Below are 23,662 nucleotides of genomic sequence, written 5' to 3'. Positions count from 1 at the left end.
TTTCGTCTTCATCATGATCAAGCAAGCGCTCATCTCCGTTTCCGACAAGTCCGGCATCGTCGACTTCGCCAAGTCGCTGTCGGACCTCGGCGTCAAGATCCTGTCGACCGGCGGCACCGCGAAACTGCTCGCGGACGCAGGTCTCTCCGTCACCGAAGTCGCCGATTACACGGGCTTCCCGGAAATGCTGGACGGGCGCGTGAAAACGCTGCATCCGAAGGTGCACGGCGGCATTCTCGCGCGCCGCGACCTGCCGGAACACATGGCAGCGCTTGAAAAGCACGACATTCCGACCATCGACCTGCTGGTCGTGAATCTGTACCCGTTCGTGCAGACCGTGTCGAAAGAAGAATGCTCGCTGGAAGACGCGATCGAGAACATCGACATCGGCGGTCCGACCATGCTGCGTTCGGCCGCGAAGAACCATCGCGACGTGACGGTGGTGGTCGATCCGGCCGACTACGCGGTCGTACTCGACGAGATGCGCGGGAACAGCAATGCCGTGTCGTACAAGACGAACTTCCGCCTCGCCACCAAGGTGTTCGCGCACACCGCGCAGTACGACGGCGCGATCACGAACTACCTGACGAGCCTGACCGACGAACTCCAGCACGCGTCGCGCAACGCTTATCCGGCGACGTTCAACCTCGCGTTCGACAAGGTGCAGGACCTGCGCTACGGCGAAAACCCGCATCAGAGCGCGGCGTTCTACCGCGACCTGTCGGTGCCGCCCGGCGCACTGGCGAACTACAACCAGTTGCAGGGCAAGGAACTGTCGTACAACAACATCGCGGATTCCGACGCGGCTTGGGAATGCGTGAAGACCTTCGACGTGCCGGCCTGCGTGATCGTCAAGCACGCGAATCCGTGCGGCGTGGCAGTCGGCGCGGATGCCAACGAAGCGTACGCGAAGGCATTCCAGACCGACCCGACCTCGGCGTTCGGCGGCATCATCGCGTTCAACCGCGAAGTGGACGAAGCAGCGGCGCAAGCCGTGGCGAAGCAGTTCGTCGAAGTGCTGATCGCGCCGTCGTTCAGCGCCGAAGCGCGCCAGGTGTTCGCGGCCAAGCAGAACGTGCGTCTGCTGGAAATCGCGCTGGGCGAAGGCCATAACGCGTTCGACCTGAAGCGCGTGGGTGGCGGCCTGCTGGTGCAGTCGCTCGACTCGAAGAACGTGCAGCCGCGTGAATTGCGCGTGGTCACGAAGCGTCATCCGACGCCGAAGGAAATGAACGATCTGCTGTTCGCATGGCGCGTGGCGAAGTACGTGAAGTCGAACGCCATCGTGTTCTGCGGCAACGGCATGACGCTCGGCGTCGGCGCGGGCCAGATGAGCCGCGTGGACTCGGCACGCATCGCCAGCATCAAGGCGCAGAACGCCGGTTTGACGCTGGCCGGTTCGGCTGTGGCGTCGGATGCGTTCTTCCCGTTCCGCGACGGCCTCGACGTGGTGGTGGCGGCAGGCGCGACCTGCGTGATCCAGCCGGGCGGTTCGATGCGCGATGATGAAGTGGTCAGCGCGGCGGATGAGCACAATATCGCGATGGTGTTGACTGGCGTGCGTCACTTCCGGCATTGATTTGGGTTTTGGCAGCGGCGCGTGTTTGTTGGTGAAACCGGGTTGCTGGTGAAGTTTGGGCTTTAGAGAAACGGCCTGGTGGAATTTTCCACCGGGCCGTTTTCTTTGGTGCGGAGCTTGTTCCGCTTGTTCTGCTTGTTCCGCTTGTTCTGCTTGTTCTGCTTGTTCTGCTTGTTCTGCTTGTTCTGCTTGTTCTGCTTGTTCTGCTTGTTCTGCTTGTTCTGCTTGTGCCGGCTGTGCCGTGCCTGTGCCGCGCTTGACGCGCCGCTCAGTCGTCCGGTTCCTTTCTCGCGTAGCCTCCGTTCACGTCCGCGTGCTGGCTGATATAAGTGCTGAGCCCCTGCCCGCTCCGCGCCAGACGCTTGAGCGCGGCGACGTGCCGTGCGCCGACGCTCGCCTCGGTGTACCAATACACCACGCCGGGCTTGAAGCGGACCGCGACGAAATCGTCGCCGATTTCATAGGCCTCGACGCCCGAGTCGCCGCTGAGATTCCTATAGCGCTCCATGTGCGAATGTCTCCTTGCAGCACACTCAGCAGTTTTTATTCCGCTGACAGCGCCGCGCGCCGACCGCCACGCGGCGCGTGTGTTGTAGTATCGCAAGCACCTGGTTTTTACCGCATTTGCGGCACCTCATGAGAATTCTCGGCATCGACCCCGGCCTGCGTGTGACCGGCTTCGGCGTGATCGACCAAAGCGGCCACAAGCTCAGCTATGTCGCGAGCGGCGTCATCAAAACCGCCGACGCCGATCTGCCGTCGCGCCTCGGCACCATCTTCGAAGGCATCTCCACGTTAATCCGGCAGCATTCGCCGGATCAGTCGGCGATTGAAAAAGTGTTCGTCAACGTCAACCCGCAATCCACCTTGCTGCTTGGCCAGGCACGCGGCGCGGCAATCTGCGGACTGGTCGCGGGCGGAGTGCCGGTCGCCGAATACACCGCCCTGCAATTGAAGCAGGCCGTGGTGGGTTACGGCCGCGCAACCAAAGAGCAGATGCAACAGATGGTGGTGCGCCTGCTCAATCTGTCCGGCGTACCCGGCACCGACGCCGCCGATGCGCTCGGCATGGCGATCTGCCACGCGCACGGCGGCACGACGCTGAGCACGTTGGGCGGCATCGCGCCTTCGCTGGCGAAGAAGGGGCTGCGCGTGAGGCGTGGACGTTTGGTCGGATAGCACGGCAAACGCGGCCCGTTGGCCGACTTCGCGCCGCGCACGCGTGGCTCATGGCTCACGGCTTACGGCTTACGGCTTACGGCTTACGGCTTACGGCTTACGGCTTACGGCTTACGGCTTACGCAAGATGGTACGCAACGCCTTTACACCGCGCATTCGCGCCGATCAATTCCGGCTAGCCAGCGCTAGACGGCAGGCCAACCCAGCGAACACCGTCCCCAGCAGATACTGCGGCAGTCGCGACGGCCGCCGCCCCGCCGACAGCTTGCGGCTCAGCTTGCTCGCCATCAGGATCACCGCGCCGTTCACGCAGAAGCCGATCAGGTTTAACACGGTGGCCAGCACCATGATCTGCAACGCGACCGACCCCGCTTCGGGCCGCACGAATTGCGGAAACAGCGCGAGGACGAACAGCGCGACTTTCGGATTCAGCAGATTGGTGAAGAGGCCCTGACGGAAAATGCGGCCAACCGGATAACGGCTCATCGACGCATTCGGCGCGAGCACCGTGCCCTGCGCACGGAACGTTTTCCAGGCGAGATAGAGCAGATACGCGGCGCCGGCAAAACGAACGACGTCGTATGCCATGGGAACTGCCAGAAAGAGTTGCGACAAGCCGAACGCCGCGGCCAACGCATGACAATACGTGCCGACCAGAATTCCCGACAGCGACGCAAAGCCCGCGGAACGCCCCTGGCTCACACTGCGCGAGGCAATCAGCAACATGTCGGGGCCGGGCGTGGCGGTCAACGCGAGACACGCGCCGGCAAACAGCGCGAGAGTGGTGAGGCTCAGCATGAAAGCTCCTTCTGGGTGAGTGGGATGAGAACCCGCCAAAAGGGATCTCAGTCTATGGGGCGGCCTCGCGCGGGTCAACCGCGATTACGCGTAACTCGCAGGCCACTCGACGCTCACGCGCTGCGCTACACTCGCCCTTTCTCTCAGGATTGAATTCGCCATGATCGGTCGCATTGCCGGCGTTCTGCTGGAAAAAAACCCGCCGCATCTGCTCGTCGACTGCAACGGCGTCGGTTACGAAGTCGATGTGCCGATGAGCACGTTCTACAACCTGCCCTCGACCGGCGAACGTGTCGTGCTGCTCACGCAGATGATCGTGCGCGAAGACGCGCACCTGCTGTACGGCTTCGGCACCGCCGAGGAACGCTCGACCTTCCGCGAACTATTGAAAATTTCCGGCATCGGCGCGCGTATGGCGTTGGCGGTGCTGTCGGGCATGAGCGTGCACGAACTCGCGCAGACCGTCACGATGCAGGACGCGGCGCGTCTGACGCGGGTGCCCGGCATCGGCAAGAAGACGGCGGAGCGCTTGCTCCTCGAACTGAAGGGCAAGATTGGCGCCGATCTGGGCGCGATGGCGGGCGCGGCGTCGGCATCCGACCACGCCTCCGATATCCTGAACGCACTGCTCGCATTGGGTTACTCCGAAAAAGAAGCGTTGGCCGCCGTCAAAAACGTGCCGGCCGGCACCGGTGTTTCCGAAGGCATCAAGCTCGCGTTGAAGGCGCTGTCCAAGGGCTGACGCGCAGCCCTCGGTTCGACATGCGAGCGACAACTGAAGCTTCGCATACGCCTGCGAGCCGCGCACCCTGGCCATTCGGCCGAGTTTCGCGGCGGGCGGCTCGCGGTACAATGAACGCATGATCGAAACCGACAAACTCGCCGCCGAGCGCATCATCGCGGCCACGCCCGTCTCGCCGAACGAAGAAGCGTTCGAGCGGGCGTTGCGCCCGCGCCAGCTCGAAGAATATGTCGGGCAGGAAAAAGTACGCGGCCAGCTGGAAATCTTTATCGAGGCCGCCAAGCGTCGCTCCGAATCGCTGGACCACGTCTTGCTGTTCGGGCCGCCGGGTCTCGGCAAAACCACGCTCGCGCACATCATTGCGCGGGAAATGGGTGTCAATCTGCGGCAAACGTCCGGACCGGTGCTCGAACGCGCCGGCGACCTCGCCGCGCTGCTCACCAATCTCGAAGCCAACGACGTGCTGTTCATCGACGAAATCCACCGGCTCTCGCCGGTCGTCGAAGAAATTCTGTACCCGGCGTTGGAGGATTATCAGATCGACATCATGATCGGCGAAGGGCCGGCTGCGCGTAGCGTGAAGCTGGATCTGCAACCGTTCACGCTGGTCGGCGCGACCACGCGCGCGGGCATGCTGACCAACCCGCTGCGCGACCGCTTCGGCATCGTGGCGCGGCTCGAGTTTTATAACGCCGAGGAACTGGCGCGCATCGTCACCCGTTCGGCGTCGCTGCTCCATGCGCAAATCCATCCGGACGGCGCATTCGAGATCGCCAAGCGCGCGCGCGGCACGCCGCGGATCGCGAACCGCTTGCTGCGGCGCGTGCGCGACTTCGCCGAAGTAAAGGCCGACGGCAACATCACCGCGCAAGTGGCCGACGCCGCGCTCAAGATGCTCGACGTGGATGCAGTCGGCTTCGACCTGATGGACCGCAAGCTGCTCGAAGCGATCCTGCACAAATTCGACGGCGGCCCAGTCGGCGTCGACAATCTGGCAGCGGCGATCGGTGAAGAACGCGACACGATTGAAGACGTGCTCGAGCCTTATTTGATCCAGCAAGGCTTCCTGCAACGCACACCACGCGGCCGCGTCGCCACGCTGCTGACGTACCGGCATTTCGGCCTCGCCGCACCCGACTCGTCGAGCGGCCTGCCCGGTCTGTGGGATTCGGCCGCAACCTGAGCCGATACACGTCACGTCGCGCGAGACCGAATCAGGATGTCCGACCAAACCAGCCAGTCCAACTCCTCCAGCGGTCTCTCGCAACTTCTCACCGGCAGGCTTCGCTCGAAGCTGGCCGCCGGGGTCACGCATCTGACAAGCGGCAGCGGTCCCACGCTCGACTACCTGTCGCCTCCGGGCGACCCGGGCCTGTTCGGGCCGGACTCCGTGTGCTGGAAAGTCCACGCCGATTTCACGTCGATGATGACGGGCGGCATCAGCGCGCTACTGCTGCAAGCGTTGCACCCGCTTGCGCTCGCCGGCGTATGGGACCATTCGACGTTTCGCACCGACATTCTCGGCCGCCTGCGCCGCACCGCGACTTTCATCGCGGGCACGACATACGGCAGCCGGCACGACGCGCTGGCGCTGGTCGAACGCGTGAAGCGCATTCATCTAGGCGTCAGCGGCGTCGCGCCTGACGGCCAGCCCTATCGCGCGAGCGAACCCGCGCTGTTGACGTGGGTGCATGTCGCCGAAGTGTCGAGCTTCATGACCGCGCACTTGCGCTATGTGAATCCGACGCTGCCCGTTGCCGCGCAGGATCAGTACTTCGCTGAAACCGCGCGCATTGCCGGGATGCTTGGCGCGTCGGATATTCCGCGCTCGCGAGCCGAGATCGACGCTTACTTGCTCGCGATGCAGCCAGGGCTCGTGGCCAGCGAGCGCACGCGCGAAGTCGTGAGGGTTCTGATGAACGCGCCCACCCCGAGCCTATCGATGCGGCCAGCCGGCGTGTTGATGTTCAACGCCGGTGTCGATCTTCTGCCCGATTGGGCACAGGCGATGTTGGGATTTCAGCGCTACGCGGCGCTTCGCCGTGCGGTGGCGAGGCCCGGTGTGCGGCTGGTGGCGCCGGTCATTCGGTGGGCGCTGGTGAATGGTGTATCGAAACGGGCACGCCGTCGTGTGGCCGCGGGCGTACGCGAGCCGGAGTAACGCGAGCGACGGCACTCGAACGCGAGCAAGCCAATCAACGACCCGGCTCCGGCACCTTCTTGAAACTGTCATCCGCACTCGGCGCATCGAGATGCGAAACATCCGCCCACGACACGATCGTCGCCTTGCCATTGTCGAAATCCACCGTGTTCACGCTCGTGTTCAGCAACGGATAGTCACGCGGCGCATCAAGCGGCAAACCGCAGGCAAAACGTCGCACGCAATCGAGCACGCCGCCATGCGCGACGCAGGCAATGCGCCCGCCGGGATGCGCGGCGACCAGCGGTTCAATCGCGTGCAGCACGCGATGGTAGAGCGTGCGTTGCGACTCGCCCTCCGGCGGCGCGAAGCCCGCATCACGCGTTTGCCAGTGTGCGTACTCGTCGGGGAAACGCAGCGCGATCTCGTCGCTGTCGTGGCCCTGGAACGCTCCGTATGAACGCTCGCGCAGGCCTTCGCGCAACTGCAGTGCCAAGCCGAGCGCATCGGCGATCGGCTGCGCGGTCTGCTGCGCGCGTTGCAGATCGCTCGAATAGATCGCGTCGAGCCGTGCGCCCTGCTTCGCCTCATCGGCCATGCGGCGCGCAAGGCGTTGCGCTTGCGCCAGCCCCGTCGTGGCGAGCGGAATGTCGATGTGACCTTGAATGCGCTTGATGCGGTTCCAGTCGGTCTCGCCGTGCCGGATGAACAGAATCTGCGTTGTCATGGGATGAAAGTGGGCGCCATTAGCCGGTTATGCCGAGCCGCTATTGTCGCAAAAGTGGCTGGAGGCTGGATGCGCGCACCATGGCGCGCATTTAAGGCCAAGGTTCAGGCGTTCGTTTGCAGCCAGAACGTGACCGGCCCATCGTTGACGAGCGACACCTGCATGTCCGCGCCGAACTCTCCGGTCTCGACGAGCGGATGCTTCGCCCGCGCGGCCGCGACGAAGTAATCGAAGAGGCGCTTGCCTTCATCCGGCGGCGCGGCCGGCGTAAAGCTCGGACGCAGGCCGCTGTTGGTGTCCGCGGCCAGCGTGAACTGCGACACGAGCAGCAAACCGCCCGCGCGCCCGGCGCCGTCGAGATTTTGCACGGAGAGATTCATCTTGCCGGCGGCATCGCTGAAGACGCGATAGCCGAGCACCTTGGCCAGCAGCCGGTCGGCGGCTGCCTCGGTGTCGCCGCGTTCGGCGCAGACGAGCGCGAGCAGGCCCGCTTCGATCGCGCCGGTCACGCGGTCCGCCACGCGCACTTCCGCGCGCCGCACGCGTTGGATCAGCGCGATCATCGGCGCGACTCCGGATGCGACGTGCGGCGCATCAGGCCGTCAGCGTGACGCGTGCAAAGCGGCGCTTGCCGACCTGCACGACATACTCGCCGGCTTCGACTTTCAGACCCTTGTCGGACACGGTCGCGCCATCGATCTTCACGCCGCCCTGCTCGATGTTGCGCAGCGCTTCGCTGGTCGACGGCACGAGGTTGGCCTGCTTGAGCAACTGGCCGATCGCGAGCGGCGCGCCCGCAAGCGTCACAGCCGGGATATCGTCCGGCACGCCACCCTTCGCGCGATGGTTGAAGTCTTCGAGCGCGCGCTCGGCATCGGCTTGCGAGTGGAAGCGCGCGACGATTTCCTGGCCGAGCATCACCTTGAAATCGCGCGGATTGCGGCCCGCTTCGATTTCCTTCCTGAAGCCGGCGATTTCTTCCATAGGCCGGAACGACAGCAGTTCGAAGTAACGCCACATCAGCACGTCGGAAATGCTCATCAACTTGCCGAACATGTCGGTCGGCTTTTCGCTGATGCCGATGTAGTTGTTCTTCGACTTCGACATCTTCTCGACGCCGTCCAGCCCTTCGAGCAGCGGCATCGTCAAGATGCACTGCTGTTCCTGGCCGTATTGCTTCTGCAGCTCGCGGCCCACCAGCAGGTTGAACTTCTGGTCCGTGCCGCCGAGTTCGAGGTCCGCGTTCAGCGCGACCGAGTCGTAGCCTTGCATCAGCGGGTACAGGAACTCGTGAATCGAGATCGGCACGCCGCCCTGAAAACGCTTGGTGAAGTCCTCGCGCTCGAGAATCCGCGCCACCGTGTAGCGCGACGCGAGCTTGATCATGCCGTCGGCGCCGAGCGGCATCGACCATTCGCTGTTGTAGCGGATTTCGGTCTTGTCGCGGTCGAGCACGAGCGCGGCCTGCTCGAAATACGTCTTCGCGTTCGATTCGATCTGTTCGCGTGTAAGCGGCGGGCGGGTGGCGTTACGACCCGACGGATCGCCGATCAATGACGTGAAATCGCCGATCAAAAAGATCACCGTATGGCCGAGATCCTGCAACTGGCGCATCTTGTTCAACACGACCGTGTGGCCGATGTGGATGTCCGGTGCGGTCGGATCGAGCCCAAGCTTGATGCGCAACGGCGTGGCCGTAGCCGCGCTCTTCGCGAGCTTTTGCGCGAATTCGTCTTCGATCAGGAGTTCGTCGACACCGCGTTTGGTGACCGCGAGGGCGTGACGGACTTCATCGGTGATCGGAAAGGCAGGGCTGGGCTTGGTGGACTCGGTGCTCATGCTGGAAACGTGAAGTCGCGAAAAAAGGAGATTGTCCCATAGATGCGCGCCGCCGCGCCCACTGACGCAGCCACAAGCGCCCCGCCGACGCACGATTTCCGCGTTCGGCGGCCTGCTGCCGGCGTCGCGACGCTTTATATTCGGCCGCGCTTCGCCCGATAATCTGCTACAACGGTTCGCAACGAACCATCGAGAGGAGCAGCAACGTGGCGCAAGACCCCGCAGACGGCGTCTACTTTGGATTGATGTCCGGCACCAGCATGGACGGCGTGGATGGCGTAGCCGTCAGGTTCGCTCAAGGTAAGCCGCCGGTGGTGCTGGCCGAGGCGTTTGTCGGCTTTGCGGCGGGCCTGCGCGACGCCTTGTTCGCGCTCCAGCAACCCGGCGACAACGAGATCGAGCGCGAGGCGCTGGCCGCCAATGCGCTCGCCACGCGTTACGCGGTGTGCTGCCACGAGTTGCTGCACGGAAGCCGCGTACCGGCCGCGGAGGTGCGTGCGATCGGCGTGCACGGGCAGACCGTGCGGCATCGGCCGGAAAAGGGTTATACACGGCAGATCAACAACCCCGCGCTGCTCGCGGAAATGATGCATATCGACGTAATCGCCGATTTCCGCAGCCGCGACGTCGCGGCCGGCGGCCAGGGCGCGCCGCTCGTGCCGGCCTTTCACGCCACCGTGTTTGGCGCGAAAAATGAAACGCGCGTGGTCTGCAATCTTGGCGGGATCAGCAATATCACGATCCTGAACGCGACGGGCAGCGTGCGCGGCTTCGACTGCGGGCCGGCCAACGCGCTCCTCGACGAATGGGCGCAGCGCCATCTCGGCAAACCTTTCGACGAGAACGGCCATTTCGCGGCGGGCGGCCAGGTGGATCGCACGCTGCTCAACGCCTTGCTCGATGAGCCCTTTTTCGCGCAACAGCCGCCGAAGAGCACCGGCCGTGATCTGTTCAATGCGGAATGGCTTGATGCGAAGTTGCAGCCTTTCGCCGGGCTTGACCCCGCCGACGTGCAAGCGACGCTGGTTGCACTCACCGCGGTGACAGTCGCGCGTGAAATCGAACGGCACGCGTCGGACGCGAGAGCGGTCTATGTCTGCGGCGGCGGCGCGCGGAATCCGGAGATTCTGAAAGCGCTGCAGCAGGCGCTGGAGGACAGCGGCGTCAGCGGCGTTCCCGTCATGACGACCGATGCGCTCGGCGTGCCGCCGAGCCAGGTCGAGCCGCTGGCGTTCGCCTGGCTTGCGATGCGCTGCGTCGCGCGTCTGCCGGGCAATCTGCCGGCGGTGACGGGCGCGTCAGCCGAGCGCGTGCTCGGGGCGATCTATCCGCGCTGATCACGGCGCGGGATTCCGCCGATCGCAATAAAAAACGGCGCCGAAGCGCCGTTTTTCACATGCTTTCGACTAACCGGCCATCACACCGAGAACGACGAGCCGCAACCACAGGTGGTCGTAGCGTTCGGGTTCTTGATGACGAACTGCGCGCCGTTGATGTCGTCCTTGTAGTCGATCTCAGCGCCCACCAGGTACTGGTAGCTCATCGAATCGATCAGCAGCTGGACGCCGCTCTTGTTCATGACGGTGTCGTCTTCGTTGACGGCTTCGTCGAAGGTAAAACCGTACTGAAAGCCCGAGCAGCCGCCGCCCTGCACAAAAACGCGCAGTTTGAGGTCCGCATTGCCTTCTTCTTCGATCAGTTGCTTGACCTTGTCAGCCGCTGCGTCGGTAAAAACGAAGGGGGCGGGCATCTCGGTCACGGGTGTATCGGTGACTGCGTTCATTCGAACTCTCCAAAAAGCTTCTAACCGCTATTGTAGGGCTGATCTCGATATCGTGCTGAAGCCCACAAAATCAATGGGTTCTTCCTGAAAATCGATGGACGGCGCGTTCTGCCGCCACCAGTCCGGCTAAGCGGGATATCTCGCCGCTTGACGACGAGTTCGTTGCTGTAACACTGAACCGCACCGAGCCGCGAAACCATGAAAAAAGCCGCCTTCGCGAAAGCGTTGGCGGCTTTTGCAGCGCTCCGACCCGAAAGCCGGCTCGCACCCGAAACGATTAACGCTTCGAGAATTGCTTCCGGCGACGTGCCTTGTGGAAGCCGACCTTCTTACGTTCGACTTCACGAGCGTCACGCGTCACGAAGCCAGCCTTCGACAGTTCCGGCTTCAGCGTTGCGTCGTAGTCCATCAGCGCGCGGGTGATGCCGTGGCGAACCGCACCGGCTTGACCCGTTTCACCGCCACCCGTCACGTTGACCTTGATGTCGAACGTGACGCCGTGGTTCGTGAGTTCCAGCGGCTGACGCACGATCATCAGCGACGTTTCGCGCGAGAAGTAATCGGCGATAGGCTTGCCGTTCACAACGATATCGCCCTTGCCTGCCTTGATGAAGACGCGTGCGACGGCGCTCTTGCGGCGGCCCGTGCCGTAATTCCAGTTACCGATCATGTGGGCTCCCCTTAGATCTCGAGCGCTTTCGGCTGTTGTGCCGAATGCGGATGCGTTGCTTCAGCGTAGACCTTCAGCTTCTTGATCATCGCGTAGCCGAGCGGGCCCTTCGGCAGCATGCCCTTGACCGCTTTCTCGAGCGCACGGCCCGGGAAGCGTTCTTGCATCTTGCCGAACGTCGTTTCATAGATACCGCCCGGGTAGCCCGAGTGGCGGTAGTACTTCTTGTCAGTAGCCTTGTTGCCCGTGACCTTCAGCTTGCCGGCGTTGATAACGATGATGAAATCACCGGTGTCGACGTGCGGAGTGAATTCAGGCTTGTGCTTGCCGCGAAGACGGTGTGCCACTTCGCTGGCGACACGCCCGAGAACCTTATCCGTCGCGTCAATCACGTACCATTCACGCGTAACCTCATGGGCTTTTGCGGAAAACGTCTTCATGATCGATCCAAAAAAATTGCTGCGCCCAATGTGTTTTTTCCTGCTTGTAGTGTGCGCATCGAGGCGCGTGCAGGCTCTCCCTGGTTCTTCCTCCGCGGGCGCGGATGCGGAAAAGCCCTGAATTATAAAGGAATTTGCTACGGCAAGTCAAAACGTACGGGAGTTTGCGCGAGATTCGCGGTAATCCGGCAGTCCGGGAGCGTGATTTTAACGCCTGAATGCACCCGAAACCGGCTTGCTTGGGCGCCGGACGAAAGATGCGGGCGAAAAAAAACCCGAACGAGCGGTTCGGGTTTAATCCACCAAAGGAGGAGGTGGAGGAGACAGAAGCAATTATATGAGCCGACCTTGTGCGACGCAAGAACATTTGCATTGCGAAATGCGATTTCATAATGCGGCAACATCGTTTGACGACCAACGTTTAGAGAATCTCCTTTTAAATCAAACACTAATTGGACACTAAACAGTCGCGCGGCCAGACATGATCTAGAGTAAAACCCCTAAACCCGTCAGGGCATTCCCGAATCGCCTGAACATGCCGCAGCGCAACACGCAAGCCGTCATCGCGCATAACTTGTGGCAAAAGTCGCCTCGGGCGGACACCCAAACACCGGGCTACAATGCCGTCTCGATATAGCGAAGCGCGGTGGAGCACAGCATGGAATGCAAAGTGAGCTGGATGGGGCAAGACGGGATGGCGTTCGCGGCCGAGACGGGCAGCGGCCATCTGGTGGCGATGGACGGCGCGCCTGAAGGCGGCGGCCGCAACCTCGCGCCGCGTCCGATGGAAATGGTTTTGCTCGGCACGGGCGGCTGCACCGCCTACGACGTCGTGATGATCCTGAAGAAAAGCCGTCAGGAAATCGCCGGTTGCTCGGTGACGCTGAAGGCCGAACGCGCCAGCGAAGATCCGAAAGTGTTCACCAAGATCCACTTTCACTTCACCGTGACGGGCAAGAATCTGAACCCGGCCACCGTGGAACGCGCGATCAACCTGTCGCACGATAAATATTGCTCGGCCTCGATCATGATCGCCAAGACGGCTGAGCTGACGCACTCGTTCGACATCGTCGCGGGCTGAACGCGGCCTTGCGGCTACTGCGACGCCGGCCCGAGCGCCCGCCGCCGCACACGCGCACAAAGAAAAATGCCGGCGTCCATCTGGACGCCGGCATTTTTTGTCAGGTGGCAAAGCAAGCCGATAAGCCGGATTCTGTGCACGCGCAACGTCCGAAGACGCGACGCGCGTGGCAGCCATTCCTCTAGGCGCGCCATTGCTGACGCGCTCAAGCTTCCTACCCGCAGACGTGACAGGGGCCCCGTCCTGCATCTCGAAGATGCTAGCCTGCCTACTTGGAATTGCTCCGGGTGGAGGTTACCGTGCCGGTCTGCCTTGCAGCAGCCGCGGTGCGCTCTTACCGCACCGTTTCACCCTTACCTGATCCCGGCTTGCGCCGGGCCATCGGCGGTTTGCTTTCTGTTGCCCTGTTCCGCGTGTTGCCACGGATGGCCGTTAGCCATCACCCTGCCCTGTGGAGTCCGGACTTTCCTCGCCCTCTTTGGCCGAAACCGCGGAGGCCGCGACTGCCTAGCCTGCTTTGCTGGGGCGGATTTTAACACCTGCCGGAGCGGCAAGCCGGTTCAGCGGCTGAAATAGCCGAATGGCCAAGGGATCCTGCGGCGCGCCTCAACGGGCTCAACGCGCGCGACGCCCCGCGCGAAACACGGAAGTGTCGTCGTAAAACGCGGGCGATTCGTTCTCCGGCCACCAGCCCGGAATGCCCAGCACAGGCAACGGCGCAAACATGCGACTTGTCAGCGCATCGGTGTTGAGCAGCGCCACGGCGACGGACTCGTCCAGCCACGCGTCTCGCTTCACGGCGTCCCACTCGAAATACGCCGCCGGCACATCGACGATCCACGCATGCCCCGTGCAGGCCTTGAATGGCCCAATCAGCTTTTCCAGCAACGCATGACCGAAGCAGCGGACCTCGCAACGTGTCCCCCACGCATCTCGTCCAGCCACCAGCAGCGTGTGCCAGTCGAACCCACGTAATGCCGCGCTCAAAGCGGGATCCGCGCAAGCGAACAGCAGTGCGTTCTCGTCGAACAAGGTCAGCGTATCGCGCACGCCGCCGCGGGTCGGACCGACGCCCAACACCTCGATGGCCGCCGACTGCCGCGCGTTCAGCGCTGCCTTGATGCGCGGAAAAGCAAACCACATCGACGCATTGAAGAAGTCGTGCAGATTGTGGCGCGTCGGCACGCAGCCGGTCGACGCGATATGCGCTTCGTACGCCGCGCCGGGCGGCAGATCGTCCTGCGCGATGAACGCGAGGCGCTGGCCGCGGCCCGTGGTCTGCCGCATCTCGGCGGCATCAGCGTTCATTTCGGCGAGCAACGCCTCGTAGCTTGTCAGCGCGGCCTGCTGCCAACGCGTGCCACGTCCAGCGAACGGTGCGAAACACGGCTTCGACCAGTCGATTCGGGCAAAGCCGGGCGGCGGCTCCGCCTCATGCGCCTGCATCTAACGCAACCTCAAACCAGGCGCCAGCCGATCGACTCGCCGCCGCGCAACGGCACGACCGGCGTATCACCAACCGGCAATTCGGCCGGCAGCGTCCATTCCTCACGACGCAGCGTGACCTTCTCCGCGCTGCGCGGCAGGCCATAGAAGTCCGCACCGAAAAAGCTCGCGAAACCTTCGAGCTTGTCGAGCGCGTTGGCTTTGTCGAACGCTTCGGTGTAGAGCTCAAGCGCGTGCAGCGCCGTATAGCAACCCGCGCAGCCGCACGCATGCTCCTTCAGCCCCTTCGGATGCGGCGCGCTGTCCGTGCCGAGGAAGAAGCGCGGATTGCCCGAGGTCGCCGCCTCGACCAACGCCACGCGATGCGTCTCCCGCTTCAGCACCGGCAAGCAGTAGTAATGCGGCCGAATGCCACCCTGGAAGATCGCGTTGCGGTTGTACAGCAGGTGATGCGCCGTGATCGTCGCGCCCAGCAGTTCCGGCGCGACGCCGGCCTCGCGGATGTAGTCCACCGCGTCTTTCGTGGTGATGTGCTCGAACACCACCTTCAGCGCCGGAAACGCGCGGCGCAACGGCGTCATGACCCGGTCGATGAACACCTTCTCGCGGTCGAACAGATCGATCGACGAATCCGTCACCTCGCCGTGCACGAGCAGCGGCATGCCCACTTCCTGCATCACCTCGAGCGTTTTGGCGCACTTCATGATGTCGGTGACGCCCGCGTCCGAGTTGGTCGTCGCGCCCGCCGGATACAGCTTCACACCATGCACGAAGCCGCTTTCGCGCGCGCGGCGGATTTCGTCGGGCGGCGTGTTGTCGGTCAGGTACAGCGTCATCAGCGGCTCGAATTTCGCGCCTGCGGGAATCGCGGCGACGATCCGCTCGCGATACGCCTGCGCCATCGCGGTGGTCGTGACCGGCGGCTTCAGGTTCGGCATGATGATCGCGCGGCCGAACTGGCGAGCGGTGTCTGGCAACACGGCGGCCAGCATCGCGCCGTCGCGGACGTGTAGGTGCCAGTCATCCGGACGGGCGAGCGTGATGGAGTCGAGAGAAGCGTTGGAAGCAGTCATGGCGGCGGGGGACGAGATTCGACGACAAAAGCCAATCTATGCGGTCAAACCGCAACGTTGCGGCATAAACACACGTCAATTTTGCTATTTGGCGTTTCTGGCTCGGTGATATGCTTGGAAAATCATCATTGTAACGGCTCGCCCCGTTCACAGGCTTACCCGCAACATGTGCCAACTTCTCGGAATGAACTGCGCCGCGCCAACGGACGTCACGTTCTCGTTCACCGGCTTTGCGGCGCGCGGCGGCGTCACCGATCACCACGCCGACGGCTGGGGCATCGCCTTCTTTGAAGACAAAGCCTGCCGCCTGTTCATCGACCATCAATCGTCGGCCACGTCGCCGATCGCCGAAATGGTCAAGCGCTACCCGATCAAATCGAAGAACACGATCGCGCATATTCGCAAGGCGACGCAGGGGCATATCCTGCTCGAAAACTGCCACCCGTTCATGCGCGAACTGTGGGGACGCCATTGGATCTTCGCGCACAACGGCGACCTCAAGGACTATTCGCCGGTATTGACGGGCGTGTATCAGCCGGTCGGCACGACCGACAGCGAACTCGCGTTCTGCGCGCTGCTCGAAGGCTTGCGCAAGGCATTTCCCGGCGCGCAGCAGCCGCCGCTCGACGAACTGTTTGCCGCGCTCGAAACGCTCACGCGCGAAATCACGCAGTTCGGCGTGTTCAATTTCCTGATGTCGAATGGCCAGGCGCTGTTTGCGCATTGCTCCACGCATCTGCACTACATCGTGCGGCGCTGGCCGTTTTCCACCGCGCATCTCGTCGACGCGGACGTGTCGATCGATTTCGCCAAATACACGACGCCCGAAGACCGCGTCGCGGTGATCGCCACCAAGCCGCTCACCGACAACGAAGTCTGGACCGCGTTCGAACCGGGCGATCTGATGATGTTCCAACACGGCGAAGTGATTGGGCGCGTCAATGTACCGGTGCCGGCTTCGGTGCTGGAAAAGCTGCGCAATCCCGCTTTGGATGCGTCGGCTTCGGCTACTACGATCGCGGCTTCGACTGAAGCGTTGCCCGAGGCAGAAGCCGAGGTCGACCTCGAAGCGGCGGACGACGCCGCCGCGTTCGAATCCTGAGCCATTGAATCACGCGGGCATTCGCTCGAATCAAATCGAATCGCCAGAAACGAAAAAGCCGCTTCTTCCGAAGCGGCTTTTTCGTTTCTGCCCGCGCCGCACCGTCTAAACGGCGCGACGCCACAGCAAACTCAGTGCAGGATCTTCGCCAGAAAATCCTTCGCGCGATCCGACTTCGGATTGGCGAAGAAGTCTTCCTTGCGGTCGTCTTCCACGATCAAGCCCTTGTCCATGAAGATCACGCGGTGCGCCACCTTCTTCGCGAAGCCCATTTCGTGCGTCACGCACATCATGGTCATGCCTTCCTGCGCGAGTTCAACCATCACATCGAGCACTTCGTTGATCATTTCCGGATCGAGCGCCGAGGTCGGCTCGTCAAACAGCATGGCGATCGGATCCATCGACAACGCGCGCGCAATCGCCACGCGCTGTTGCTGACCACCCGACAACTGCCCCGGAAACTTGTCCGCATGCGCACGCAGGCCGACGCGATCGAGCAGCTTCAGCCCTTTCGCGGTGGCTTCGTCGTTCGAGCGGCCGAGCACCTTCACCTGCGCGAGCGTGAGGTTCTGCACGATCGACAAATGCGGGAACAGCTCGAAGTGCTGGAACACCATGCCGACCTTGGCACGCAGCTTCGACAGATTGGTTTTCTTGTCGGTGAGCGACTGCCCGTTGATGACGATCTCGCCCTTCTGGAACGGCTCGAGGCCGTTGACGGTTTTGATCAGCGTGGACTTGCCCGAGCCCGACGGCCCGCACACCACCACCACTTCACCCTTTTTGACTTCCGTCGTGCAGTCGGTCAGCACTTGAAACTGGCCGTACCACTTCGAAACATTCTTGATAGAGATCATCTTGCGACCTTTTTCTGAAGACCTTTGACAAGGCTCGACGCGACCACACAGATCACGAAATAACACGCGCCCGCGAACAGTACCATCTCGACATTCGTACCGTCACGGTCGCCAATATTCGTGGCGGTGCGGAAGAAGTCGGCGAGGCTGATCACGTAGACGAGCGACGTATCCTGAAACAGCACGATACCTTGCGTGAGCAGCAGCGGCACCATCGCGCGGAACGCCTGCGGCAGCACGATCAGACGCATGGCCTGCGAGTAGCTCATGCCGAGCGCGAACGCCGCGTTGACCTGCCCGCGCGGCACCGACTGAATGCCGGCGCGGATGATCTCCGAATAGTACGCCGCCTCGAACAGCGAGAAAGCGACCATGGCCGACGCGAGGCGAATATCGATATCCGGCGACAAACCGAGCACGTTTTGCAGCACTTGCGGCACGATCAGGAAGAACCACAGCAGCACCATCACCAGTGGGATCGAACGGAAGATCGTCACGTAGCCCTTCGCGAACCACTCGAAGGGTTTGAACGACGACAGCCGCAACATCGCGAGAATGGTGCCCCAAACGATGCCGAACACAATCGCGATCAGCGTGATCTTGAGCGTGACGATGGCGCCGGTCCATAGCGTAGGCAATGCGCCCGGAATACCGCTCCAGTCGAAATGGTGCATTACTTGCCTCCGATATAGCCGGGCAACCGGGTCTTGGCTTCGACCCAGCGCATGAGTTGCATCACGACCAGATTGATCAGCATGTACGCTATCGTGACCGCGATGAACGACTCATACGTCTGCGACGTGTAGTCGACCAGTTGGCGCGCCTGAGCGGACAGATCGAGCAGACCGATCGTCGACGCCACCGCCGAGTTCTTGAAGATGTTCAGAAACTCGGAAGTAAGTGGCGGCACGATGATCCGGTACGCGACCGGCAGCAGCACATAGCGATACGTCTGCCATTGCGTGAAGCCCATGGCCAGGCCAGCGGCGCGCTGGCCGCGCGGCAACGCGTTGATACCCGAGCGCACCTGCTCGCACACGCGCGCGGCGGTGAAGAGCCCGAGACAGATGATCGACGACGAAAAAAACTGCGCGCTCGGCGGCAGTTGCTTGAACCAGTTGCCCATCGAAGCGGGCAGCAACTCCGGTATCACGAGATACCAGATGAAGAACTGCACGATCAGCGGGATGTTACGGAAAATCGCGACATAGAGCGTGCCGATGCCCGACGCCCATTTATTCGGCACCGTGCGCAGTACGCCGAACAATGAACCGACGATCAGCGCGATCACCCATGCCGACAGCGATACCGTAATCGTCACCCAGAAGCCCGACAGCAGCCAGCCCAGATACGTGGTCGGCTCGCCGGTGGAGACGGGACTCAGCAGAATGCCCCAGTTCCAGTGATATGACATGACCAAGACTCCAGCAAAAAGAAACGGAAGAAGCGCGTGGCCCCTTCCGTTTCGTTCAGCGTTTCAAAAAAACAGCTAAGGTTTAATCGATTGCCTTGTCATTCGGGCTCTTGTAGAGCGCCTTGATGTCGTCGCTTTCCGGGAAGTTCAGGTTCAGGCCCTTCGGCGGAATCGGCGATTCGAACCACTTCTTGTAGATCTGATCGGCTTCGCCCGAGGTTTCGACCTTGGCGATCGCGTCGTCGACCACCTTCTTGAATTCCGGATCGTTCTTGCGAATCATGCAGCCGTACGCTTCATGCGACTGCGGCGTGCCGACGATCACGAAATCGCCGGGGTTGTTCGACTTCGCGCGTTCGCCAGCGAGCAATGCGTCGTCCATCATGAAGGCAGCGGCGCGGCCCGTGGAGAGCGTCAGGAACGACTCGCCGTGGTCCTTCGCGCTGATGATGTTCATGCCCATGCTCTTGTCCTGGTTCATCTTGCGAAGCAGGCGCTCGGACGTGGTGCCGGCGGTCGTGACGACCGTCTTGCCCTTCAGGTCGGCCCAGTCCTTGATGCCGGAGTCTTTCTTGGTCATCAGGCGCGTGCCGATCACGAAGATCGTGTTCGAGAAGGCAGCCTGTTGCTGGCGTTCAGCATTGTTCGTGGTCGAGCCGCATTCCATGTCGACGGTGCCGTTCTGCACCAGCGGAATACGGTTTTGCGACGTGACCGGCGTGAGCTTGACCTTCAGGTTCGGCATGTTCAGCTTCTGCTTCACTGCCTCCACCACTTTCAGGGCGAATTCCTGCGAGTAGCCGATAACGTTCTGCTTGTCGTCGTAATACGAAAACGGGATCGACGATTCGCGATGACCCAGCGAAATGACACCCGTGTCCTTGATCTTTTTCAGCGTACCAGCGTCTTGCGCATGCGCGCCAACCGTAAACAGTCCGAGAGTCGCGAGCAGCAGCGCAGCTTTTTTAACCTTCATTTGTGATCTCCTTGGCAAGAACCGGCGCCAGTTTAGCAAAGTAATTATTCTGAAAGTATCGCTATAAACCATGTTGTTGCGTGTGCGCCGCTACAGGTTCGCGGCGCTTCAGGCTGGTCGGTCAACCTTTCCGCATATGCAAAGGCGGGCGGCATCGATACGATGCCGCCCGCCGGGTCGAACACGCCGTCTTGTGGACCGCGTTGAAGCAAGGAGTGGCGGCGGATCCGCGGGATAGCGGAACCGCCGTTTGAAGCGGAAAAAAAGCGGAAAGAAGCGGAAAGATCAGGGATACAGGCCGCGCAGTTCGCGCGCTTCCAGGATCCGCTTACACGCGACGATAAACGCCGCGGTCCGCACGGACACCTTCTGCTCGCTCGACACCTGCCACACCGCGGCGAATGCTTCACGCATCACACGCTCGAGGCGCTGGTTGATCTCGTCTTCCGTCCAGAAGAAGCTCGAGAAGTCCTGCACCCATTCGAAGTACGAGACGGTCACGCCGCCGGCATTCGCCACCACGTCCGGAATCACGAGGATGCCGCGATCGTGCAGGATGTCGTCCGCCGCCGTGGTGGTCGGGCCGTTCGCGCCTTCCACGACGATCTTCGTCTTGATCTTGCCCGCGTTCTTTTCGGTGATCTGGTTTTCCAGCGCCGCCGGAATCAGGATGTCCGATTCGACGGTCCAGAATTCTTCGTTGGTGACGGCGTCGGCCTCAGGGAAACCACCCACGCCGCCCGTCTTCGCCACGTGTTCGAGCAACGCGACAGCGTCGATACCGGTCGACTTGTACAGCGAGCCGGTGTGATCCTGCACCGCGACCAGCTTCGAGCCCGCTTCCTGGAACAGACGCGCCGCGATACCGCCCACGTTACCGAAACCTTGCACCGCAATGCGCGCGCCTTCGATGTCGACGCCGATACGGCGCGCGGCTTCGGAGGCCACCACGAACACGCCACGGCCCGTCGCCTCGCGGCGGCCGAGCGAACCGCCCAGCGTGATCGGCTTGCCCGTCACGACGCCCGTGGCCGTTTGGCCCTGGTTCATCGAGTACGTGTCCATCATCCACGCCATGATCTGCTCGTTCGTGTTCACGTCCGGCGCGGGAATGTCGGTATTCGGTCCGATGATGATGCCGATTTCGCTGGTGTAGCGGCGCGTCACGCGCTCCAGCTCGCCACGCGACAAGGTGCGCGGGTCGACACGGATGCCGCCCTTCGCGCCGCCGTATGGCACGTTCACCGCAGCGTTCTTCACCGACATCCACGCCGACAAGGCCATCACTTCCGACAACGTCACGTCCTGGTGGTAACGCACGCCACCCTTGCCCGGACCGCGCGACACGTTGTGCTGCACACGATAGCCTTCGAAGTGAGCGACCGTGCCGTTATCGAGTTCGATAGGCACGTCGACGACCAGAATGCGCTTCGGGCGCTTCAGGGTTTCGAGCCAGCGGGACAGGGAGCCGAGGTACGGCGCGACGCGATCGACCTGACGCAGGTAGTTGCCCCACGGGCCGAGATCGTCTTTATTCAGGTAGGAAGGAACCGACTGCAACGTTGATGCGGATTGTGCTGCGTGTGCTGCCTGTTGCTGGGATGACATGAACGCTCCGGCGTTGATCGAGTAACAGCATTGTGGAAAAACGCCGTTTTGAAATCCAATGCCGTTTCCTTATCCGATTATGTTTTTTTTGCATAACCATCAAGAAGCCGCAAATTCACGTCGTGGGGAGGCAGGATTTCAGGCCGTGCCTTGCGCCAGTTCCTCCGAGACCACCTCCCACAACTGCCGCACGAGTATCTGTCGCGCATCGTCGCTCTTCGCCACGAGCTTGTCGCGATAGAGACGGATCTCCATGGTCAGTGTGAGCTGCCCTTCCGGCGTGCCGCGTGTGGCGCGGTCAAGGCGGATCAGCTTGCCGTCGGCGACGGCGTCCTCCACCGCGCTGTGCGGCAGGAAGGCGATACCGTGCCCGGCCAGCGCCATCGCCTTGAGCCCCTCGGCCATGTCGGTTTCGTACAGCCGGTCGAGGTACAGGCGCTCCGGCGCGTTGGCCAGGATCACTTCGGTCATGCGTCCCAGATAGGCGTTCGGCGTGTAGGACAGGTAAGGCGTGGGCGCCTCGCCCGTGCCCGGCAACGTGTGACGCGGCCGGCCGGCGCGGCCGGGCGCCGAGAACGGACTGATCGGCTCGTTGCCGAGCGTCAGCATGTCGTAGCGGCCCGGATCGAGCGCGACCGGATGGCTCGGATGGTGATAGCCCATCATCAGATCGCAGCCGCCTTCGACCAGCGATAACGCCGCGTCATGCACATTCAGGGCCCGCAGGCGTGTGTGGATCGGACCGAGATGGGCTTCGATTCGCTGCAGCCAGCGTGGAAAGTAAGTCAGCGACAACGTATGCGGCACGGCGAACTCGATGGTCGCCTGCGGCGTCGCCGTATGGCCGCGCAGCAGCGCACGCGCCTCATGGAACTGCGAGAGCATCGCGAGCGCCTGCTCGTTGAACACCTGGCCGGCCGCCGTGAGCCGCGTCGGATAGACCGAGCGGTCGATCAGTTCCGTGCCGAGCCATGCCTCGAGCGCCTGAATCCGCCGGGAGAACGCCGGCTGCGTGACGTGGCGCAATTCAGCCGAGCGGCTGAAACTACGCGTTTCCGCGAGCGAAACGAAGTCTTCGAGCCATTTCAGTTCCATGCGGGGCCTGCTGCCGACGGGTGAGAGGAAGTCAGCATTCTAGTGGGTGTCGTGAAGCGGGTCGTCGTGACCGTGCGCGCGGGCGCACGATGCCGCGAACGCGAAATCGGATTGCGCCGATAGGCCGGCCGGCGGCGAGCCGCTATCTTGCTCCGCTCACGGCGCTGCGGCCAGCACGCCGCACCCTCCACCCGACTCCTTCTACGACGCGCCTTGCCGCGCGCGAGACCCCGCCATGTCCCCACTCGTTTCCATCATCACGCCGACGGCCAACCGCGAGCGTCTGCTGCCGGCCATTGCCCGCTGCGTGCTTCGCCAGCAGGTCGACTGGGAATGGCTGATCCTCGACGACAGCCGCGAGCCGAGCGCGTATATGCAAGCGCTGGCGTCGCAGGACGCACGCATCCGCTACTTTCACTCCACCACGCGCATGTCGATCGGCGCGAAGCGCAACGCGCTGATCGCCGAATCGCGCGGCTCGGTGATCGCCCATTTCGACGATGACGACCACTACGCGCCGCACTACCTCGCGCACATGGTCAGGACGATGCAGGAGAACCGCGCGGATCTCATCAAGCTGTCGGGCTTCTTCATGTATGCGCCGCACACACAATTCTTCGGCTACATGGACCTGAACGCCAAGGTAGGCCTGCACTACGAACTGAGCGGCCGTTCGGTCAGCCACATCGAATTCCACGAGAGAATGCAGATCGGCGCGGACTTCATCCTGTTCTATGGATTCTCGTATGTGTATGACAAAGCACTTGCCGCGATCTCAGCCTTCGACGACATCAACCTGTGCGACGACGAAAGCTTCATCCGGCGCGTAGTCGAGACCGGCCGCAACGTGATCGCGGTGGACGATCCGCAGGCCAGTTGCCTGCATCTGGTCCATCCCGCCTCCACCTCGCGCTGCTTCTCACGCTACTCGATGCCCGCCTTCACGTTGCCCACCCTGTTTCCCGGCTACGACGGCTATCCGGACTAGCCGTCACACAGCCGCCATGCCGGCGCCAAACGGGCGTCGCGGCGAAATCAGGGCAAACGCCGTCCGGTGGTAAAATTCGCGGTTCCCGCAGTTTCCTCCGCGTTTTCACCCTTGCATCACGCCCC

The 23,662-nt window shown here is 62.4% G+C and carries 25 protein-coding genes and 1 other RNA gene; 9 read left to right on the top strand and 17 right to left on the bottom strand.

The window, feature by feature from the left end:
- Positions 1-13 precede the first annotated feature (13 nt).
- Entirely contained in the window at positions 14-1,579 is a 1,566-nt protein-coding gene (gene purH, locus PQR42_RS34030) for a bifunctional phosphoribosylaminoimidazolecarboxamide formyltransferase/IMP cyclohydrolase (RefSeq protein WP_408390752.1), read from the top strand.
- 268 nt (positions 1,580-1,847) lie between these two features.
- Here the strand turns inward: purH and PQR42_RS34025 are convergent, their stop codons facing one another.
- A complete protein-coding gene (locus tag PQR42_RS34025) occupies positions 1,848-2,087 on the bottom strand; it encodes a hypothetical protein (RefSeq protein WP_408219047.1) in 240 nt (79 codons plus the stop codon).
- Positions 2,088-2,215: 128 nt separating this feature from the next.
- Here PQR42_RS34025 and ruvC point away from each other — a divergent pair, with 128 nt between their 5' ends.
- Complete coding sequence (ruvC, locus tag PQR42_RS34020; protein ID WP_106284025.1) at positions 2,216-2,758, top strand: crossover junction endodeoxyribonuclease RuvC; 543 nt, start codon at positions 2,216-2,218, stop codon at positions 2,756-2,758.
- Positions 2,759-2,923: 165 nt separating this feature from the next.
- On the opposite strand, the gene PQR42_RS34015 is transcribed toward ruvC, so the two are convergent.
- Positions 2,924-3,556 (bottom strand): LysE family translocator, encoded by a 633-nt coding sequence (locus PQR42_RS34015; RefSeq protein ID WP_408219044.1) that lies wholly within the window; start codon positions 3,554-3,556, stop codon positions 2,924-2,926.
- A 160-nt stretch (positions 3,557-3,716) separates the two neighbouring features.
- Here PQR42_RS34015 and ruvA point away from each other — a divergent pair, with 160 nt between their 5' ends.
- From ruvA to PQR42_RS34000, 3 genes are all read left to right on the top strand, one after another.
- Positions 3,717-4,298, top strand: coding sequence for a Holliday junction branch migration protein RuvA (gene ruvA / locus PQR42_RS34010; protein ID WP_007180436.1), 582 nt, complete (start codon positions 3,717-3,719; stop codon positions 4,296-4,298).
- Between the two features lie 118 nt (positions 4,299-4,416).
- Positions 4,417-5,481, top strand: a complete 1,065-nt coding sequence (gene ruvB / locus PQR42_RS34005) for a Holliday junction branch migration DNA helicase RuvB (protein WP_106284022.1) — start codon at positions 4,417-4,419, stop codon at positions 5,479-5,481.
- Positions 5,482-5,517: 36 nt separating this feature from the next.
- Positions 5,518-6,459 carry an oxygenase MpaB family protein gene (locus tag PQR42_RS34000; RefSeq protein WP_408390754.1) on the top strand — a complete coding sequence of 314 codons (942 nt, stop codon included), beginning with the start codon at positions 5,518-5,520 and terminating at the stop codon, positions 6,457-6,459.
- Positions 6,460-6,493: 34 nt separating this feature from the next.
- On the opposite strand, the gene PQR42_RS33995 is transcribed toward PQR42_RS34000, so the two are convergent.
- The 3 genes from PQR42_RS33995 to tyrS all read right to left on the bottom strand — a co-directional run bounded on the left by PQR42_RS33995 (position 6,494) and on the right by tyrS (position 9,004).
- Entirely contained in the window at positions 6,494-7,165 is a 672-nt protein-coding gene (locus tag PQR42_RS33995) for a histidine phosphatase family protein (protein ID WP_408219036.1), read from the bottom strand.
- Between the two features lie 104 nt (positions 7,166-7,269).
- Entirely contained in the window at positions 7,270-7,728 is a 459-nt protein-coding gene (gene dtd / locus PQR42_RS33990; RefSeq protein ID WP_408219033.1) for a D-aminoacyl-tRNA deacylase, read from the bottom strand.
- Positions 7,729-7,759: 31 nt separating this feature from the next.
- A complete protein-coding gene (tyrS, locus tag PQR42_RS33985) occupies positions 7,760-9,004 on the bottom strand; it encodes a tyrosine--tRNA ligase (RefSeq protein ID WP_408219030.1) in 1,245 nt (414 codons plus the stop codon).
- A gap of 206 nt (positions 9,005-9,210) precedes the next feature.
- On the opposite strand from tyrS, the gene PQR42_RS33980 reads away from it, so the two are divergent.
- Positions 9,211-10,341, top strand: a complete 1,131-nt coding sequence (locus PQR42_RS33980) for an anhydro-N-acetylmuramic acid kinase (protein WP_408390756.1) — start codon at positions 9,211-9,213, stop codon at positions 10,339-10,341.
- An 80-nt stretch (positions 10,342-10,421) separates the two neighbouring features.
- Here the strand turns inward: PQR42_RS33980 and erpA are convergent, their stop codons facing one another.
- The 3 genes from erpA to rplM form a co-directional block, all read right to left on the bottom strand.
- Positions 10,422-10,787 (bottom strand): iron-sulfur cluster insertion protein ErpA, encoded by a 366-nt coding sequence (gene erpA / locus PQR42_RS33975; protein WP_007180424.1) that lies wholly within the window; start codon positions 10,785-10,787, stop codon positions 10,422-10,424.
- A 277-nt stretch (positions 10,788-11,064) separates the two neighbouring features.
- The gene (gene rpsI, locus PQR42_RS33970; protein WP_011489810.1) at positions 11,065-11,457 is read right to left on the bottom strand and encodes a 30S ribosomal protein S9; all 393 of its coding nucleotides are present in this window, start codon (positions 11,455-11,457) and stop codon (positions 11,065-11,067) included.
- Positions 11,458-11,468: 11 nt separating this feature from the next.
- Positions 11,469-11,897, bottom strand: a complete 429-nt coding sequence (gene rplM / locus PQR42_RS33965) for a 50S ribosomal protein L13 (protein ID WP_020069304.1) — start codon at positions 11,895-11,897, stop codon at positions 11,469-11,471.
- 658 nt (positions 11,898-12,555) lie between these two features.
- Here rplM and PQR42_RS33960 point away from each other — a divergent pair.
- The gene (locus tag PQR42_RS33960; protein ID WP_105509556.1) at positions 12,556-12,978 is read left to right on the top strand and encodes an OsmC family protein; all 423 of its coding nucleotides are present in this window, start codon (positions 12,556-12,558) and stop codon (positions 12,976-12,978) included.
- Positions 12,979-13,083: 105 nt separating this feature from the next.
- On the opposite strand, the gene rnpB is transcribed toward PQR42_RS33960, so the two are convergent.
- The 3 genes from rnpB to pyrC form a co-directional block, all read right to left on the bottom strand.
- Positions 13,084-13,497, bottom strand: an RNA gene (gene rnpB / locus PQR42_RS33955) — RNase P RNA component class A.
- A 96-nt stretch (positions 13,498-13,593) separates the two neighbouring features.
- Positions 13,594-14,424 carry a DUF3025 domain-containing protein gene (locus tag PQR42_RS33950; RefSeq protein WP_408390758.1) on the bottom strand — a complete coding sequence of 277 codons (831 nt, stop codon included), beginning with the start codon at positions 14,422-14,424 and terminating at the stop codon, positions 13,594-13,596.
- 11 nt (positions 14,425-14,435) lie between these two features.
- Positions 14,436-15,497 (bottom strand): dihydroorotase, encoded by a 1,062-nt coding sequence (pyrC, locus tag PQR42_RS33945; RefSeq protein WP_408219020.1) that lies wholly within the window; start codon positions 15,495-15,497, stop codon positions 14,436-14,438.
- Between the two features lie 166 nt (positions 15,498-15,663).
- Here pyrC and PQR42_RS33940 point away from each other — a divergent pair, with 166 nt between their 5' ends.
- Positions 15,664-16,599, top strand: coding sequence for a class II glutamine amidotransferase (locus PQR42_RS33940; RefSeq protein ID WP_408219017.1), 936 nt, complete (start codon positions 15,664-15,666; stop codon positions 16,597-16,599).
- A 131-nt stretch (positions 16,600-16,730) separates the two neighbouring features.
- On the opposite strand, the gene PQR42_RS33935 is transcribed toward PQR42_RS33940, so the two are convergent.
- The 6 genes from PQR42_RS33935 to PQR42_RS33910 form a co-directional block, all read right to left on the bottom strand.
- Positions 16,731-17,456 (bottom strand): amino acid ABC transporter ATP-binding protein, encoded by a 726-nt coding sequence (locus PQR42_RS33935; RefSeq protein ID WP_012434314.1) that lies wholly within the window; start codon positions 17,454-17,456, stop codon positions 16,731-16,733.
- A complete protein-coding gene (gene gltK / locus PQR42_RS33930) occupies positions 17,453-18,130 on the bottom strand; it encodes a glutamate/aspartate ABC transporter permease GltK (protein ID WP_408219013.1) in 678 nt (225 codons plus the stop codon). Before gltK ends, PQR42_RS33935 begins: the two co-directional genes overlap by 4 nt.
- Positions 18,130-18,870 (bottom strand): amino acid ABC transporter permease, encoded by a 741-nt coding sequence (locus tag PQR42_RS33925; RefSeq protein WP_408219010.1) that lies wholly within the window; start codon positions 18,868-18,870, stop codon positions 18,130-18,132. The genes gltK and PQR42_RS33925 overlap by 1 nt, the downstream gene beginning before the upstream one ends.
- A gap of 82 nt (positions 18,871-18,952) precedes the next feature.
- Positions 18,953-19,846, bottom strand: a complete 894-nt coding sequence (locus PQR42_RS33920; RefSeq protein WP_132373111.1) for a glutamate/aspartate ABC transporter substrate-binding protein — start codon at positions 19,844-19,846, stop codon at positions 18,953-18,955.
- Between the two features lie 285 nt (positions 19,847-20,131).
- Positions 20,132-21,454 carry a Glu/Leu/Phe/Val family dehydrogenase gene (locus tag PQR42_RS33915; RefSeq protein ID WP_408219006.1) on the bottom strand — a complete coding sequence of 441 codons (1,323 nt, stop codon included), beginning with the start codon at positions 21,452-21,454 and terminating at the stop codon, positions 20,132-20,134.
- A gap of 138 nt (positions 21,455-21,592) precedes the next feature.
- Positions 21,593-22,549 carry a LysR family transcriptional regulator gene (locus PQR42_RS33910; RefSeq protein WP_408390760.1) on the bottom strand — a complete coding sequence of 319 codons (957 nt, stop codon included), beginning with the start codon at positions 22,547-22,549 and terminating at the stop codon, positions 21,593-21,595.
- 235 nt (positions 22,550-22,784) lie between these two features.
- Here PQR42_RS33910 and PQR42_RS33905 point away from each other — a divergent pair, with 235 nt between their 5' ends.
- On the top strand, positions 22,785-23,537 hold the full coding sequence (locus tag PQR42_RS33905; RefSeq protein ID WP_408390762.1) for a glycosyltransferase family 2 protein: 753 nt from the start codon (positions 22,785-22,787) through the stop codon (positions 23,535-23,537).
- Positions 23,538-23,662 lie beyond the last annotated feature (125 nt).

The sequence above is a fragment of the Paraburkholderia sediminicola genome (genome assembly GCF_046027355.1).
Taxonomy (GTDB): Bacteria; Pseudomonadota; Gammaproteobacteria; order Burkholderiales; family Burkholderiaceae; genus Paraburkholderia; species Paraburkholderia sediminicola_B.
Note: the sequence above shows the minus strand (reverse complement) of the source record. Positions and strands in the feature narration are given on the sequence as shown.